This window comes from Nonomuraea sp. NPDC050680, assembly GCF_040654555.1.
Classification (GTDB): Bacteria; Actinomycetota; Actinomycetes; order Streptosporangiales; family Streptosporangiaceae; genus Nonomuraea.
Map to the genome: position 1 here is coordinate 247,383 of NZ_JBFAIF010000007.1, position 15,109 is coordinate 262,491.

The window sequence follows — 15,109 nt, forward strand, 5'->3', positions numbered from 1 at the left end:
CGCCGAAGGGGAGGGCGATGGCGGGGTTCCTGGCCCGCAGGCTGCTCAACTATCTGGTGCTCGTGGCCGTCGCAGCCAGCCTCGCGTACATGCTCGCGGCCAGCGCCCTCGATCCGCGCTCCAACTACGCCGACCGGACCCCCAAGCCGCCCGCGGCCGTCGTGGACGCCCAGCTCACCGCGCTCAACCTCAACGACCACACGCCCCTGCTCCAGCGCTACGCGACCTGGGCGGGCGGCGTGGTGCAGGGCGACTTCGGCCGTACGGTGACCGGTTCGCCGGTCAACGAGGACCTCAAACGGCGCATGGGCGTCACCTTCCGGCTGGTCATGCTCGGGCTGATCTTCGGCAGCCTGCTGGGGGTGCTCGTCGGGGCCGCCGCCGCGGTCAAGCAGTACGGGTGGTTCGACCGATTGTCGACCGGGGTGTCCTTCCTGGTGCTGGCGATGCCGGTGGTCGTGCTGGCCAACATGCTGATCCTGCTCGGCACCCTGGCCAACGAGCGGCTCTTCGGGCACCGGCTCTTCCTGGTCAGCGGCGAATACAGCGACGGGCTCGACACCGGCTTCTGGGGGACCGTGAGCGACCGGCTGCGGCACCTGATCCTGCCGACGGTCTCGCTGTCGCTGGGGCTGGCCGCGGTCTTCAGCCGCTACCAGCGCAACACCATGCTCGACGTGCTCGGCGCCGACTTCGTCCGCACCGCCATGGCCAAGGGGCTGAGCAGAAGCCAGGCGCTCATCCACCACGCCCTGCGCACCGCCCTGATCCCCGTCGCGACCTACTTCGCGTTCACCTTCGGCGCGCTGCTGACCGGCGCGACGTTCACCGAGAAGATCTTCGGCTGGCACGGGCTGGGCGAACAACTGATCAACTCCATCTTCACCAACGACGTCAACACCGTGGCGGCCATCGCCTTCATCGCCGCGATCGCGGTCCTGTGCGCGTCGCTGGCGGCCGATCTGCTGCACGCCGCACTCGACCCGCGGGTGAGGGCCGGATGACCGTGCTCGTCGCTCGCAGGGCTCCTTCGCGGCTGCGGGTGGTCGCCTGGCGGTTCTTCCAGTCCACGCAGGGGCGGATCGGCTTCGCCGTACTCGTGCTGCTGTTCCTGCTGGCCTTCGCCGGGCCGGGCCTCAGCCCGTGGTCCTACACCGACAAGGACTTCACCGCCTTCCTCAGCCCGCCGTCGGCCGAGCACTGGTTCGGCACGCTGCAGACCGGCGCCGACGTCTACGCGGTGACGCTGCGCGGCATGCGCAAGTCGCTGATCGTCGGGCTGCTGGCGGCGCTGGTGTCCACCGCGCTGGCCGCCGTCGTCGGGGCGTTCGCCGGCTACTTCCCCGGCTGGACCGACCGGACGCTCACCTGGGGCGCCGACCTGCTCCTGGTGCTGCCCGCGTTCCTGATCCTGGCCGTCATGTCGCCGCTGTTCGGGGCGGGGCAGTGGGTGCTGTTCGTGATCATGCTGGCGCTGTTCCTCTGGATGGTCACCTCGAAGATCGTCAGAGGGATGACGATCTCGCTGAAGCAGCGGGAGTTCATCCAGGCCGCCCGGTTCATGGGCGTCTCGCCGGTGCGCATCATCTTCCGGCACATCATCCCCAACCTGTCGTCGCTGCTGATCGTCGACGCCACCCTCAACGTCAGCGCGGCCATCCTCACCGAGACCTCGCTGTCCTACTTCGGCTTCGGCATCCAGCCGCCCGACGTCTCGTTCGGCACGCTCATCGCCGACGGCTCCCGGACCGCCCTCTACGCGCCGTGGACCTTCTGGTTCGTCGCCGGGCTGCTGGTGATCACCGTGCTCGCGGTCAACCTCATCGGAGACGCGCTGCGCGACGCGTTCGACCCCGCCTCCCGGAGGCCACGGTGACTCCCGTCCTGGAGGTCACCGACCTCAATGTCTCCTTCGGCGAGGTGGCGGCCGTACGCGGCGTCAGCTACGCCGTACGCCAGGGCGAGGTGCTCGGCATCGTCGGCGAGTCGGGCTCCGGCAAGTCCGTCACCTGCGCCGCGGTCATGGGCCTGCTGCCGCCGGGGGCCACGGTCACCGGCTCGGTGCGGCTGCACGGCAAGGAGCTGATCGGCGCCCGGCAGCGTGAGCTGACCGCCTTGCGCGGCAAGACCATGTCGATGGTCTTCCAGGACCCGCTGTCCGCGCTGACCCCCGTCTACCGCGTCGGCGACCAGATCGCCGAGGCCGTGCGCGTCCACCAGAAGGTGACCGGGAAACAGGCCGCGGCCCGGGCCGTCGAGCTGCTCGACCTGGTCGGCATCCCCAACCCGGCCGAGCGGGCCCTGGCCTTCCCCCACGAGTTCTCCGGCGGGATGCGGCAGCGCGCGGTGATCGCGATGGCCATCGCCAACGACCCCGATGTGATCATCTGCGACGAGCCGACCACCGCGCTCGACGTCACCATCCAGGCGCAGGTGCTCGAAGTGCTGAAGAAGGCCCAGCGGGAGACGGGCGCCGCCATCGTCATGATCACGCATGATCTCGGGGTGGTGGCCGGGTTCGCCGACCGGGTGCTGGTGATGTACGCGGGCCGGCCGGTCGAGGTGGGCGGCGTGGACGACATCTACTACGGGCCGCGCATGCCCTACACCGTCGGACTGCTCAGCTCCATCCCGCGCGTCGACACCGACGGGCGCCACCCGCTCGTGCCCATCGAGGGCGCGCCGCCGTCGCCCGCGGCGCTGCCGCCGGGCTGCCCGTTCGCGCCGCGCTGCCCGATGCGGCTCGACGCGTGCGAGGCCGCCGAGCCGCCGCTGGTCGACGTCGGCCCGGCACACCAGGCCGCGTGCATCCGCTGGCAGGACGTACGCCCCCGCGTGGCGGCCAAGCACGCGGTCCCCGTCGACCTGCGCGACGGACGGCCGCGCCAGGACCGTCAGCCGGTGCTGAAGGTCGACGGGCTGGTCAAGCGCTACCCGCTGCTGCGCGGATCGGTGTTCAAGCGCAGGGTCGGCACCGTGCACGCGGTGGCGGGGGTCAGCTTCGACGTACGCGAGGGCGAGACGCTCGGGCTCGTCGGCGAGTCGGGCTGCGGCAAGACCACGACGCTGATGGAGATCCTCGAGCTGACCGAGCCGCAGGAGGGCCGCATCGTCGTGCTCGGGCACGACACCGCCAGGCTCGGCGGCGCCGAGCGGATGGCGATCAGGCGCGACATGCAGGTCGTCTTCCAGGACCCGCTCGCCTCCCTCGACCCCCGCATGACCGTCTACGACATCCTGGCCGAGCCGCTGCGCACCCATGGCAAGGGCGATCCGGGCGGGCGGGTGGCCGAGCTGCTCGACCTGGTCGGGCTCGACCCCTCCCACGCGGCCCGCTACCCGCAGGACTTCTCCGGCGGGCAGCGGCAGCGCATCGGCATCGCCCGCGCGCTGGCGCTCGAACCCAGGTTCCTGGCGCTCGACGAGCCGGTCTCCGCGCTCGACGTGTCGATCCAGGCCGGTGTGATCAACCTGCTCGACGCGCTGAAGGCCGAGCTCGGGCTGTCCTACCTGTTCGTCGCGCACGACCTGGCCGTGGTGCGCTACATCGCCGACCGGGTGGCCGTCATGTACCTGGGCAGGATCGCCGAGATCGGGCAGGTGGACGCCGTCTATGACGCTCCCGCGCACCCGTACACACAGGCGTTGCTGTCCGCGATCCCGCTGCCCGACCCGGTCCGCGAGCGCTCGCGCCGGCGGATCCTGCTCGAAGGCGATCTCCCCAGTCCGGCCGACCCTCCGTCGGGCTGCCGCTTCCGCACCCGGTGCCCGAAGTTCAGGGCCGCGCTGACCGATGACGAACGCACGGTGTGTGTGGCCGTCGAGCCTTCGGTGCACCTGCTCGACAAGGACCAGGGCGCGGCCTGTCACTACGCCGAGAAGCTCGAAGTCACCTAAGCGGGAGGATTCGCTCGATGAACGCATCACGTCTGATCGTGGCCGCCCTGGCCGGCTCGCTGTGCCTGGTGGGTTGCGGCCGGGGTCCCGGCGGCTACGGCAGCGATGGCCTCGCGGGCGGCCCGCGGGGAGACGAGCGGAACGTCAAGGCGTACGACATCAACCCGCAGCCGCGTGAGAAGGTCAAGGACGGCGGCACGCTGCGCTGGGGCATCAACGAGTTCCCCACCCAGTGGAACAGGAACCACGTCGACGGCAACCTCGCGGTGGCCGCCGTGGTCAGCAACGCGCTGCTGCCCGCGCCGTTCAGATCCGACGAGAAGGCGGACATCACCGCGAACCCCGACTACCTGATCAGCGCCGAGGTCACCTCCCGCGACCCGCACCAGGTCGTCACCTACACGCTCAACCCCAAGGCCAAGTGGTCCGACGGCAAGCCCATCGACTGGGCCGACTACCAGGCCCAGTGGAAGGCGCTCAACGGCACCAATCCCGCCTTCCACATCGTCTCGTCCACCGGTTACCAGGACATCTCCGACGTACGGCGGGGGCGCGACGACTACTCGGTCGTGGTGACGTTCGCCCGGACCTTCGGCGACTGGAAGTCGCTGTTCAGCCCGTTGCTGCCGGCCTCCACCAACAGCAGCCCCGAGGCCTACAACACCGCCTGGCTGAACAAGATCCCGGTGACGGCCGGGCCGTTCAAGTTCAAGGGCTTCGACCAGACGGCGAAGACGATCACACTCGTCCGCGACGACACCTGGTGGGGCGACCGGGCCAAGCTCGACCAGATCATCTACCGCGCCTCCGAGCAGGACTCCCTGATCGGCGCGTTCAGCAACGGCGAACTCGACATCACCGACGTCGGTCCGTCGGCGCCCGACTACGCGCGCGCCAAGACCACCCCCGGCGCGACCGTACGTCAGGCGGCGGGCCCCGACTTCCGCCACATCACCTTCAACGGCTCCAGTGAGCTGCTGACGGACCAGCGGGTCCGGCAGGCCATCCAGCTCGGCATCAACCGCCAGGCGATCGCCCAGTCCGACCTGCAGGGCCTCGACTGGCCGATCGCGCTGCTGAACAACCACTTCTTCATGAACACCCAGGAGGGCTACCAGGACAACGCCGGCGCCCTGGGCGTCTACGACCCGGCCCAGGCCAGGCGCCTGCTCGACGCGGCGGGCTGGCCGCTGGGAGCCGGTGGCGTCCGCCAGAAGGACGGCAAGCCGCTCAACCTGCGCTTCGTGGTCCCATCGGGCGTCCAGACCGGCAAGTCGGAGGGTGAGCTCGCGCAGAGCATGCTCGCCCAGATCGGGGTCAAGCTCACCATCCAGGCCGTGCCCAGCGATGACTTCTTCACCAAGTACGTCATTCCCGGCAACTTTGATATGACGCCGTTTGCGTACATTGGCACGCCTTTTCCGGTTTCGAGCAGTTTTGGGATCTACGCCAATTCGCCGAACGGACAGGCGTGGAACGCCAACTTCGGTCGCGTGGGCTCGCCCGAGATCGACGCGGCGATGAACAAAGCCGGCCAGAACCTCGACCTGAGGCAGGCGCACGCCGACACCAACGCGGCGGACAAGCTGATCTGGCAGGAGGTCAACGTGTTGCCGTTGTACCAGAGGCCGCAGAACGTGGCGGTCAGCGAGACGCTGGCCAACGTGGGGGCCCGCGGCTTCTACGACCTCCGCTACCAGGACATCGGCTTCACCCGCTGAGGTCAGTGCCGCCGCGAGCGCAGCCGGTCCAGGAACCGCCGGGCCTTGCGCTGGTTCTCCGGGTCGTTGGCCATGCGCTTGGCCTTCTCCATCGTCTGCTTGCCTTGGGGGCTGCGCAGATACGCGCGCACCCGATCCATGAGGGTTGCCATGCGGGTCCCTTACCCAAAGCGGTCCACGGAACTCGACTTGGTCAGCCCTTCCAGATCCGCTCGTAGGCGGCGCGATAGCCCGGGGGGTCCCACGAGGTGGCGTCGTCGACGTTGCGTCGCGTGATCAGATGCACCGGCGCGACGTATCCGCTCGGGGGCCGCCCGGCGAACGCGCGGTTGAACTCGTCGACGATCTGGCTGCCCTGCGCGTTCAGCGGCTCGGGAACGGTGGCCTGCTGGAACTGCCGGTCTCGGACGCGCTGGAACGCCGACGGGTCGCCGTCACCCGCGCCGATCGCGTAGGGGGGCCCCTCGCCGGCCTTGCCCGCGGCGCGCAGCGCCGCCGCCGCGTCGGCGAAGTAGAGGTCGTTGATGGCGACCGAGTAGGTCCATCCGTCGCCGAAGCGCGACACGAGTGAGGAGACCGCCTGAGGCGTGCGGCTGCCCGTATCGGGAAGCGGGATGTTCTGGTACGACAGCAGCTTGACGCCGGAGCAGCTCAGCAGCGTTTTCTTGATCAGCTGTGCCTTGTTCTCCGCGAAGGGGATCGACGAGTCGGTGAAGATGACGACTCCCGCGTGCCCCTTCGACCTGGCGATGATCCAGAACGCGCTGATTCTCGCGACGTCCTCCACCCGGGTGGTGATGTTGGTGAAGAGGCTCCGGTTCGCGCCGGGTCCTGGCCGGCTCGCCGCGTGCCACCCGACGAGCGGGATGCGCATGTCACTGGCCTGCTCGACCTGCTCGGCGGCGGAGTTCGGGTCGAACCCGCCGATGACGATCCCCGACGGGCGCAGGGCGACGGCCTGGCCGAGGGCCTCCCGTACCCCGGCCGGAGTGCCCTGGCCGTCGATCACCCGGACGTTCCAGCCGATGGACCCGCCGGCTTCCCGCACCGCCTCGGCCGTGCCCGCGACGCCGGGGTTGGTCATGGTCGCCGCGACGAACACGATGTTCTTGCCGCGGACCGCTCGCGGACCGTTCGTGGGACCGTTCCACGGGAGGACCTCCTGGGCTCGGGCGACGGCTTGCCCGGCCGTGGACAGGACGCCGGGACACGTGTTCGCCGACGGGCCCGGTGCGGGGTCGGGAGCCGAGCCGGACGAGCCCCGGGAGCAGCCGCCGGCGAGCGCGCAGGCCACCGCCAGCGCCGTCGCGGTGCGTGAGAAGCGGTTCACGCTCGTATCCTTACCCCGGGGGTGGGACGGTTCGTGGTGGCGATGGGTCGCGGGGCTGTGTGGCGGCGGACTCTACCGATGGCGCCCCCGACGGAGGCGGAGGCGGCGGCGGGCGGCGGGACGCGGCCGGTCCCGCGTGCAGCCGGCGCCGGGCCGCGTAGCCGACGAGTCCGACCGCGATGAGCAGGGTGACCCCGTTGAACAGCGGCGTCACCCAGAAGTCCGCCCCCAGCTGACCGATGCCCGACAGGCCGATCGCGAGGACGGCGACGGCGACGACGGTACCGAGGGGGTTGGCCCGTCCGGGTCTGATCGCGGTGGAGCCGAGCAGGGCGGCGACGAACGCCGGCAGCAGATACTCCAGCCCGACGCTCGGATTGCCGATCTGCTGCTGAGCGGCGAGCAGGACGCCCGCGAAGCCGGTGACCAGCCCGGAGCCCACGAAGGCGTAGACGACGTAGCGGCGGGTCGGGATGCCGATCAGGTCGGCGGCCCGCGGGTTCGAGCCGATGACGTAGAGGTAACGGCCGACGGGAAGGCGTTCGAGCACGAGCCAGAGCGCCACGGCGAGGACGAGCACGTAGAACGCGGGGGCGGGCAGGCCCAGGAACCTGGAGTCGGATATGCCGGTGAAGGCGGGCGGAAGACCTTGCGGGCCGGGAACGATCCTGGCGCCCTTGGTCGTCCAGCCCGTGATGGCGTACAGCACGCTGCCGGTGCCCAGGGTGGCGATGAACGAGTCGATCCGGGCGAACTCCACGATGAGGCCGTTGATCACGCCGACGAGCGCGCCGCCGATGACCACGCCGAGACAGGCCAGGGGCCACGGCCAGCCGTTGGCGATGATGAGTTGCAAGGTCACGACGTGTCCGAGCCCGATGCCATAGCCGATGGACAGGTCGAACTTCCCCGTGATGATGGGGATCATCGCGCCCAGTGCCAGGATCGCGGTGATCGATTGAGTCGAGAGGATCGACGTCAGGTTGGCCATCGTGGGGAAGGTGTCCGGCAGGGTGAGCGTGAACACGACGAACAGGACGACCGTCAAAGCGAGCAGTCCATAGCGGCCGATGAAGTGGCCGGCGGTGCGCCGCCGGCGCGGGGATCCCGTGGTCATCGGGGAGTCGCACCAGTGGCGCCGGGTGCGGCCGACGCGGCGTTGGTGAGCGCGGTGACCGTGAGGGCCGCACCGGCCACCTCGGTGGTCACCGTCCCCCGGACGAACATGAGGGCGCGATCACACACGTTCACGACCTCTTCGAAGTCGGCGGAGACGAGGATGGCCGCCAGCCCGGCGGCAAGGGCTTCGTCGAGGAGCCGGTAGATCTCGGGTTTGGCGCCGACATCGACACTGGCCGTCGGCTCCTCGAGGATCAGGACATGGCGGTTCGTGCCGAGCCAACGGCCGATCATGACCTTCTGCTGGTTTCCGCCTGACAGGGTGGCAAGCGGCGCCTCGGCATCCACGGGGTGGACGCCGAAGCACGCGACGAGCGCCGCCGCCTCGGCGCGCTCCACGCGGGGCCGGATCCAGCTCAGTGGTGATCGGCCGTGTGCCCTGGGGTTCGCCAGGAAGTTCTCCCGGACGCTGAGGCCCGGGGCGGCGCCTTCCTCCTGCCGGTCGCTCGTCACCAGGCCGACACCCGCGTCGACGGCCGCCGACACCGACTGCGGACCGTAGGGCCGCCCGTCGAGCAGCACGCGGCCGGCGAGGATGGGGTGCGCGCCGGCCAGAGCGCGGCCGAGATCCACGTGCCCGGCGCCGGTGAGGCCGACGAGACCGATGGCCTCGCCGGCCCGCAGGTCGAGGCTGATCGGACCGGCCTGCCCGGTGCGCACGCCGGCGAGGCTCAGCACCACCCGTCCCAGGTCGCGATTCGGGCGCCGATGGGCCGTCGGTTCGCGCCCGACGATGTCACGTACGAGGGTGGTGGACTGGCCGCCGGTGAGGGAGCCCTGGCTGACGAGGCGCCCGTTGCGCAGGACCGCGACTCTGTCGGCGATCTCACGCACCTCGTCGAGCCGGTGGCTCACGTACACGATCCCGTGACCCCGCGCACGTAGCGCGCGGAGCGCGTCGAACAGGCGGGCGCGGTCGGGCGCGGGCAGGCTCGCGGTCGGCTCGTCGAGGACGATGACCTCGGTTTCGGCGGCCAGCGCGCGGGCGATGGCGACGAGCGACCGCTCGGCGCGGGTGAGGCCGGCGATCTGCTCATCGGGGTCGAGGTGGATCGCGACGGACCGGAGGGCCGCCACACAGCGCTCGCGCACCCCACGCCAGGAGATGAGGCCGCCGCGCCGCCGATAGCCGGTGCCCAGGGCGATGTTCTCGGCGACGGACATCCACTCGACGAGGCCAAGGTCCTGGTGGACGAACGACATGCCGCGGGAGGCGGCCTGGCTGCCCAGCGGATGGCCGGCCACCACAATCTCCCCTTCGTCGGCGCGATAGACGCCGGCCAGGATCTTGATCAGCGTCGACTTGCCGGCGCCGTTCTGTCCGAGCAGGGCGAGGATGCCGCCGGGGCGGAGTTCGAGATCCACCCCTTCCAGCGCGGAGATGCCGCCGAACCGCTTGCTCACTCCACGGATGCGGATGAGCGGCTCGGAGGCGGTCCGCGACGCCGAACCCGCGAGAAATGTCACGGTCTACCGGCCCGCTGTCGCGAACTCCAGGCCTTGGCGACCTGTGCCCTGGAGGTGAAACTCAGCTTGCGCAGGATGTTCTCGACATGGCCTTCGGCGGTGCGCTGGGCGATCACCAGGGTCTCCGCGATCTCCTTGTTGCTCAGCCCTTGTGCGACCAGTTCGGCGATCTCCCGCTCTCTGCGGGTCAGGGCGGAGGCGACATCGGATTCGGGCGGAGGGCTCGCGGTGTCTCTCGCCGGCTTCTCCTCCAGCGCGTAGGCGACGGCCTGGTCGAGCGTGAGCTCCGAGCCGCGCGTGAAGGCCGTGGTGAACGCTTCGTTCCTGAGGCTCTGTCGTAGCTGAGCCTCGCATCGGCGGTGGAGACCCGCAAGATGTCCGAGTCCGGAGAGCGACGTCCCGATCGATCGCCAGACCGTGTGCGCGGCGCCCAGCAGGTGGGCGGCGCGGCTGTCCTGATGCTGATCGGCGATGATCCAGGCGAGTCCTTCCAGGCCTTCGGCGATGCCGAAATGGTCGTTGCACCGCAGCTTGAGCCTCAGCGCGTCGCGCATCATGGTGACGGCGGTGCCTGGATCGTCGCGCCGCCAGCGGTCCAGGGCCGTGATCCACAACGCGTAGGAGACGGACCAGTCCGCGTTCGCCTTCTGGGACGTCTCCAGGACCTCCTGGCAGAGCGTCGTCGAGCGGGGATCGTTCATGACCACGGCGACCATGCTCAGCTGGAAGAGGGCGACCCATGAATGACCCCGGTGGCCGAGGGCGCGGCGGCGGACCAGGGCCTCTTCCAGGAGGGTGAACGAGCGGGCGAAGTCTCCGGCCAGCAGCGCGGCGAAGCCGGTGATGTGGAGCGCGCCGGCGAGCTGAGCCTCATCGCCCAGTCGCTCGGCCAGCGCACGGCACTCCCGCAACAGGGGTTGTGCGGCCAAGAGGTCGCCCTGCAACAGCAGGAGCCACGCATCGACCCACAGGGCCTTGGCCCGCGCGACGGTGGGGCCGGGCTCCTGGGCCAGCGCCCGCTCCAGCCAGTGGTGTCCTTCGCTGGGGGAGCTCCACGAAAGCCGGTGACTCCACATCGCGGCGGCGATCTCGAGGGCGGCCCAGGACTGACCCGGCTCTGTCAGGCAGAATTCCAGCGCCGCCCGTACGTTGGCCTGCTCCTGACGGATCCGGACGAGCCATTCCATCTGATTCTCGCCGAACCACTCGGCCTCCGCCCGCGCGCCCAGCTCGCGACACCAGTCGCGATGCCGCAGCCGCAGCGCCGTTTCCTGCCGGGAATCGGTGAGCCGTTCCCATCCGTACTGGCGGAGTGTCTCCAGCATCTCGAAACGCACGCCGGAGTCCTGCGCCCTGCGCAGCAGGATCGACTTGTCGACCAGCTCGATCAGCAGGCTGGGGATGTCTTCCCGGGCGATACCGTCGCCCGAGCACACCTCTTCGACCGCTTCCAGATCGCAGCCGCCGGAGAACACCGACAACCGTTGCCACAGCATCTGCTCCTCGGGAGAGCACAGGTCATGACTCCAGTCCACCAGCGCCCGCAGCGTCTTCTGGCGGGGTGCCACGACCGAGCGTTCTGTCGCCAGCAACCGGAACCGGTTGTTCAGCCGCTCGAGGATCTGGTCGACGGACAACGCCCGCATGCGCACTGCCGCCAGCTCGATGGCCAGCGGAATCCCGTCGAGCCGCTGGCACAGCCGCGTCACCGCCGCGCTGTTGGCGGCATCGACGGTGAAACCCGGCACGACGGCCGCCGCACGGTGTTCGAACAGTCTCACCGCCTCGTAGCGCGCGTCGGCGGTCGCGACCATCGCCTCGCTCGTCCCGTGTACGGTCAACGGCGGCACCTCCAGGAGGTGCTCACTCGGCACCTGGAGCGACTGCCGGCTGGTCGCGAGAATGCGCAGCTCGGTCGTCGCGGAGAGCAGCTTGCCGGACAGGATGGCGCACTCGTTCAGCACGTGCTCGCAGTTGTCCAGCACCAGGAGCAATCGCTTGTTGAGCAGGTGCTCGGACAGAGCGGCCACATTCGGCTGGCGGCAGCCGATCGTGTCGGCGATGGTCTCCGCGAGCAGTTCTTCGGTCGTCAGCGGAGCCAGGTCGATGAGCCACGCCCCGTCAGGGAACGCCCGTGACATCTCCGCGGCGACCCTCAACGCCAGCCGCGTCTTGCCCACCCCGCCGACGCCGGTCAACGTCACCATCCGGCCAGCGGAAAGCAGACGTTTGGTCTCGGTTAGCTCATGCCGACGACCAACGAAACTCGTCAACTCGGCTGGCAGGTTCCCCGCTTGCCGCCGTGTCATCGTCCCCATGACAACTTCAGGCTAACTCATCTCGGCCACCCGAGTTCGGCGAGCCCGGTGTGAGCGGCCACTCAGCTGATGACGTCCTGACCTGCGATGATAGTCGCTCCACACCTTCGGGCTCCGTACCTACGTAGGTAGGAACGGGTAATTATCCGGGCATTTATCCCGTCCTACATCCACGGTCCGCATGCGCATGCTGGTTCGGTCAGCAAAGAACGTCGTGACAGTGGCGACCGAACAAGGAAATGATCATGTGTCAGCACCAGCCTCGGTGCCCATCCGCATACGCCTGCGACCGCGAGGCCGCGCGCCTGGTGGCCTTCCACCCCGAGCAGGGATGGGGCCTGCTGTGCAACGGCGTGGTGGTCTTCGAGGACAACGGTGAGATCCTGCCCGACGGGCGCAGCGTTCCCGCCCACTATTGCCACTACGGAAGAGCAGCATGAACCAGCACTCCGGATCCGCGCTCATGAACGAGAGCACACTCCGGCAGAACGACCCGGGGGAAACGGCCGTGTCCTGGAACAACCACACGCCGCTCCGGGACCGCCTCAAGGCCGGCATCCGGCGCCTCGGAGAGATCGTCACCGGCTCCGGCCACCTGCCCGGTATGGAGGTCGCCTCCTGGTCGCTTCCCCCGGGCATGCCCTCGGTGCCCGAGGCGCGACGTCTCACCCGCGCCCGGCTCGCCGCATGGCGACTCGATGAACTGGCCGAGGTCGCCGAGCTCCTGGTCAGCGAGCTCGTCACCAACGCGTTGCGCCATGCGCCAGGACCGCACCGGCTCACCCTCTACGCCAGTGACGGCCTGCTGCGCGGCGAAGTCGAGGACGCGGGCAGCGCGCCGCTCCATCTCCAACCGGCCACACCGGGAGACGAGCACGGCCGCGGACTGGACATGATCGACCTGCTGGCCTGCTGCTGGGGCAGCGAATCCACGCTCAGGGGCAAGAGCGTCTGGTTCGAACTCTCCGTGGACTGCTCCGCGAAATCTGACGGGTTCAGTCCTTCGCCGCACAAGTCGGCACATCACAGGTGAACACGCCTTCCACGCCGAGTCTGGCCCCGGTCCGGAAGATCGCCGCGAACGCCCGATTCCCCAGTGTGTCGCGGGCCTGCGCCACGCAGCGCTCGTGCCATTTCGCGTGGTACCACAGCCGAGTGGGTGAGGCGTCCGCCGCCTGCCACAGCGAGTGCGCCGCCCCCAGCATCCGGGCGGCCCGTTCATGCTCCCCACGCGCACCGGCGATCCACGCCAGCACCTCCAGGCACTGCATGAGGCACCAGCGGTCGTTGATCTCGTCGGTCAACTCGGCGGCCGCCCTCACCAGCGCGTCGGCTCGTGGGTAGTCACCCAGGTTCCACACGGCGATACCGAGCGCCAGCTGGGCGTACCCGCGGGACACCATCATGTGATGAGCCTCGCTCAGCGCCAAGAGCTCCTCGCCCAGCCGAACGGCTCGCTCCGGGTTCTCGGTCGAGCCGTACGCGGTCGCGTAGTACAGGTTGAGCACGACGCCGTGAACGTCTCCGGCGGCCCTGAAGAGGGCGAGCGACTCCTCCAGGAGCGCGAGGCCACGTTGGGTGTCACCCGTGGAGAACGCGGCGACACCGGAGGTCCGGATGGCGAACGGCAGGACATCCTCGTTCCCCGGCTGCCGGGCCAGGAAATGGCATTCCCGCAGTCGCGGCACCGCCGCCGCCAGGTCGCCCTGGCGCAGGGCGAGCATGCTGTCCAGCCAGAGCGCCGTCGCCCGCGCGCTGTCCGGCGTACGCGTCAGCTCCAGGGCGCGCTCCAGCCAGTAGCGGCCCTCGGTGAGGGCGCCGGCCAGGAGCCAGAAGGACCCCAGCCCCGACGCCGTCTCGAGCCCCACGCGAGCCAGGCGTGGCTCACTGAGGCACAGCTCGAGTGCGACGCGCACGTTGGGAAGTTCCTGCCGCAGGAGCAGGTATCGCTCGGCCTGATCCGGGACGATCTCGTCGATCCGGTGCCGATCGACCAGATCCCGGTAGTGGTCGATGTAGCGTCGGCACAGTACGCGCTTCTCGGCGGGCGACAACCGCTCGCACCCGTACGCGCGGATGCTCTCCAGCATGCGATACCTGAGCCCGGCCGCCCACCGCTCGCAGACCAGGATCGACTTGTCCACCAGCCCGGTCATCAGATCGATCACCTCGGCGGGGGAGATCCCGTCCCCCGAGCACACCGCCTCGGCGCCGTCCAGGTCGACCCCGCCGGGAAACATCGACAGCCGGGTCCACAGCCGCCGCTCCGCCGGTGAGCACAGGCGGAAGCTCCAGTCCATGGTCGCGCGCAGCGTCTGATGGCGGGGCAGCGCGGCGGGGCTCCCCGTCGCCAGCACCTCGAAGCGCTCGTCCAACTCGCGCGCCAGCTGTTCCAGGGGAAGAGCGCGTAGTTGCACCGCGGCCAGCTCGATCGCCAGCGGGATCCCCTCCAGACGCTGGGCCAGCCGTGCCACGGTCGCCGCATTGCTCGCGTCCAGTGAGAAACCAGGCGCCACGCTCGCCGCCCGCTCCACGAAGAGGCGCACCGAATCGTGCCGGGCGATGTGGCTGAGAGGGTGGCCGGAGCCCGGCACGGACAGTGACGAGATCTGCAGCACCTGCTCCCCGTACACGCTCAGCGTCTGCCTGCTGGTCGCCAGGATCCGCACCCTGGGAGCGCTGCGCAGCAGCCGGGTCACGAAGCGGGCGCAGTCGTCGAGCAGATGCTCGCAGTTGTCCAGGACCAGCAGCATCCGCTTGTTCGACAGGTGGTCCACCAGCGCGGTCATGGGGTCGGGTCCCGCCTCGCGCAGGCCCAGCGCCCCGGCGACGACCGGCTCCAGCAGGTGGCCGGCCTCCAGGGTGGCCAGCTCGACGACCTCGACGCCGTCCTTGTAGGTGCCCTGAAGGGTTTCCGCGACCCGCTGCGCCAGCCGGGTCTTGCCGACACCGCCCGTGCCGGTCAAGGTCAGCAACCGGGCCTGGGACAGCCCTCTCCTGGCCGCGGCCAGCTCGTGCCGGCGCCCGACGAAGCTGGACCCTTCCACGCGAGGACGGGCCCGGACCGTACGACCGCGCTCTGCCTGGATCATGATGTGTTCTGGTCGTCCGAGGCGTGCTGACGCACGCCGACGTGCGATGCCACCTCAGTCATGACTGCTCCAGCGGCTCAGGCTTTCGTGATCACCGTGCCGTCA

The 15,109-nt window shown here is 69.7% G+C and carries 12 protein-coding genes; 6 read left to right on the top strand and 6 right to left on the bottom strand.

The annotated features are described in order from the left end of the window. Nucleotides 1–17: 17 nt before the first annotated feature. From AB0H88_RS25515 to AB0H88_RS25530, 4 genes are read left to right on the top strand one after another with little or no spacing between them, the layout of a single operon-like run. Complete coding sequence (locus tag AB0H88_RS25515) at nucleotides 18–1,004, top strand: ABC transporter permease (RefSeq protein WP_357648468.1); 987 nt, start codon at nucleotides 18–20, stop codon at nucleotides 1,002–1,004. Continuing rightward, nucleotides 1,001–1,876 (top strand): ABC transporter permease, encoded by an 876-nt coding sequence (locus tag AB0H88_RS25520; protein WP_357648470.1) that lies wholly within the window; start codon nucleotides 1,001–1,003, stop codon nucleotides 1,874–1,876. Before AB0H88_RS25515 ends, AB0H88_RS25520 begins: the two co-directional genes overlap by 4 nt. After that, nucleotides 1,873–3,897, top strand: coding sequence for an ABC transporter ATP-binding protein (locus tag AB0H88_RS25525; RefSeq protein WP_357648472.1), 2,025 nt, complete (start codon nucleotides 1,873–1,875; stop codon nucleotides 3,895–3,897). Before AB0H88_RS25520 ends, AB0H88_RS25525 begins: the two co-directional genes overlap by 4 nt. 17 nt (nucleotides 3,898–3,914) lie before the next feature. After that, a complete protein-coding gene (locus AB0H88_RS25530; RefSeq protein ID WP_357648474.1) occupies nucleotides 3,915–5,618 on the top strand; it encodes an ABC transporter family substrate-binding protein in 1,704 nt (567 codons plus the stop codon). 2 nt (nucleotides 5,619–5,620) lie between these two features. Here the strand turns inward: AB0H88_RS25530 and AB0H88_RS25535 are convergent, their stop codons facing one another. Genes AB0H88_RS25535 through AB0H88_RS25555 form a run of 5 tightly spaced genes read right to left on the bottom strand, consistent with a single transcriptional unit; the run spans nucleotide 5,621 to nucleotide 11,801 of the window. Then, a complete protein-coding gene (locus AB0H88_RS25535) occupies nucleotides 5,621–5,770 on the bottom strand; it encodes a hypothetical protein (RefSeq protein ID WP_357648476.1) in 150 nt (49 codons plus the stop codon). A 41-nt stretch (nucleotides 5,771–5,811) separates the two neighbouring features. Further along, nucleotides 5,812–6,948 (bottom strand): substrate-binding domain-containing protein, encoded by a 1,137-nt coding sequence (locus tag AB0H88_RS25540; RefSeq protein ID WP_357648478.1) that lies wholly within the window; start codon nucleotides 6,946–6,948, stop codon nucleotides 5,812–5,814. A gap of 10 nt (nucleotides 6,949–6,958) precedes the next feature. Beyond that, nucleotides 6,959–8,065, bottom strand: coding sequence for an ABC transporter permease (locus tag AB0H88_RS25545; RefSeq protein WP_357648480.1), 1,107 nt, complete (start codon nucleotides 8,063–8,065; stop codon nucleotides 6,959–6,961). Beyond that, the gene (locus AB0H88_RS25550; RefSeq protein WP_357648482.1) at nucleotides 8,062–9,531 is read right to left on the bottom strand and encodes a sugar ABC transporter ATP-binding protein; all 1,470 of its coding nucleotides are present in this window, start codon (nucleotides 9,529–9,531) and stop codon (nucleotides 8,062–8,064) included. The genes AB0H88_RS25545 and AB0H88_RS25550 overlap by 4 nt, the downstream gene beginning before the upstream one ends. A gap of 59 nt (nucleotides 9,532–9,590) precedes the next feature. Continuing rightward, the gene (locus AB0H88_RS25555; RefSeq protein ID WP_357648484.1) at nucleotides 9,591–11,801 is read right to left on the bottom strand and encodes a LuxR C-terminal-related transcriptional regulator; all 2,211 of its coding nucleotides are present in this window, start codon (nucleotides 11,799–11,801) and stop codon (nucleotides 9,591–9,593) included. 356 nt (nucleotides 11,802–12,157) lie between these two features. On the opposite strand from AB0H88_RS25555, the gene AB0H88_RS25560 reads away from it, so the two are divergent. Beyond that, on the top strand, nucleotides 12,158–12,352 hold the full coding sequence (locus AB0H88_RS25560; protein ID WP_357648486.1) for a DUF5999 family protein: 195 nt from the start codon (nucleotides 12,158–12,160) through the stop codon (nucleotides 12,350–12,352). Beyond that, nucleotides 12,349–12,945, top strand: a complete 597-nt coding sequence (locus AB0H88_RS25565; RefSeq protein WP_357648488.1) for an ATP-binding protein — start codon at nucleotides 12,349–12,351, stop codon at nucleotides 12,943–12,945. The genes AB0H88_RS25560 and AB0H88_RS25565 overlap by 4 nt, the downstream gene beginning before the upstream one ends. Here AB0H88_RS25565 and AB0H88_RS25570 read toward each other — a convergent pair. Continuing rightward, nucleotides 12,908–15,004, bottom strand: coding sequence for an AAA family ATPase (locus AB0H88_RS25570; RefSeq protein ID WP_357648490.1), 2,097 nt, complete (start codon nucleotides 15,002–15,004; stop codon nucleotides 12,908–12,910). The two genes, AB0H88_RS25565 and AB0H88_RS25570, sit on opposite strands and share 38 nt — an antisense overlap. Nucleotides 15,005–15,109: the final 105 nt, after the last annotated feature.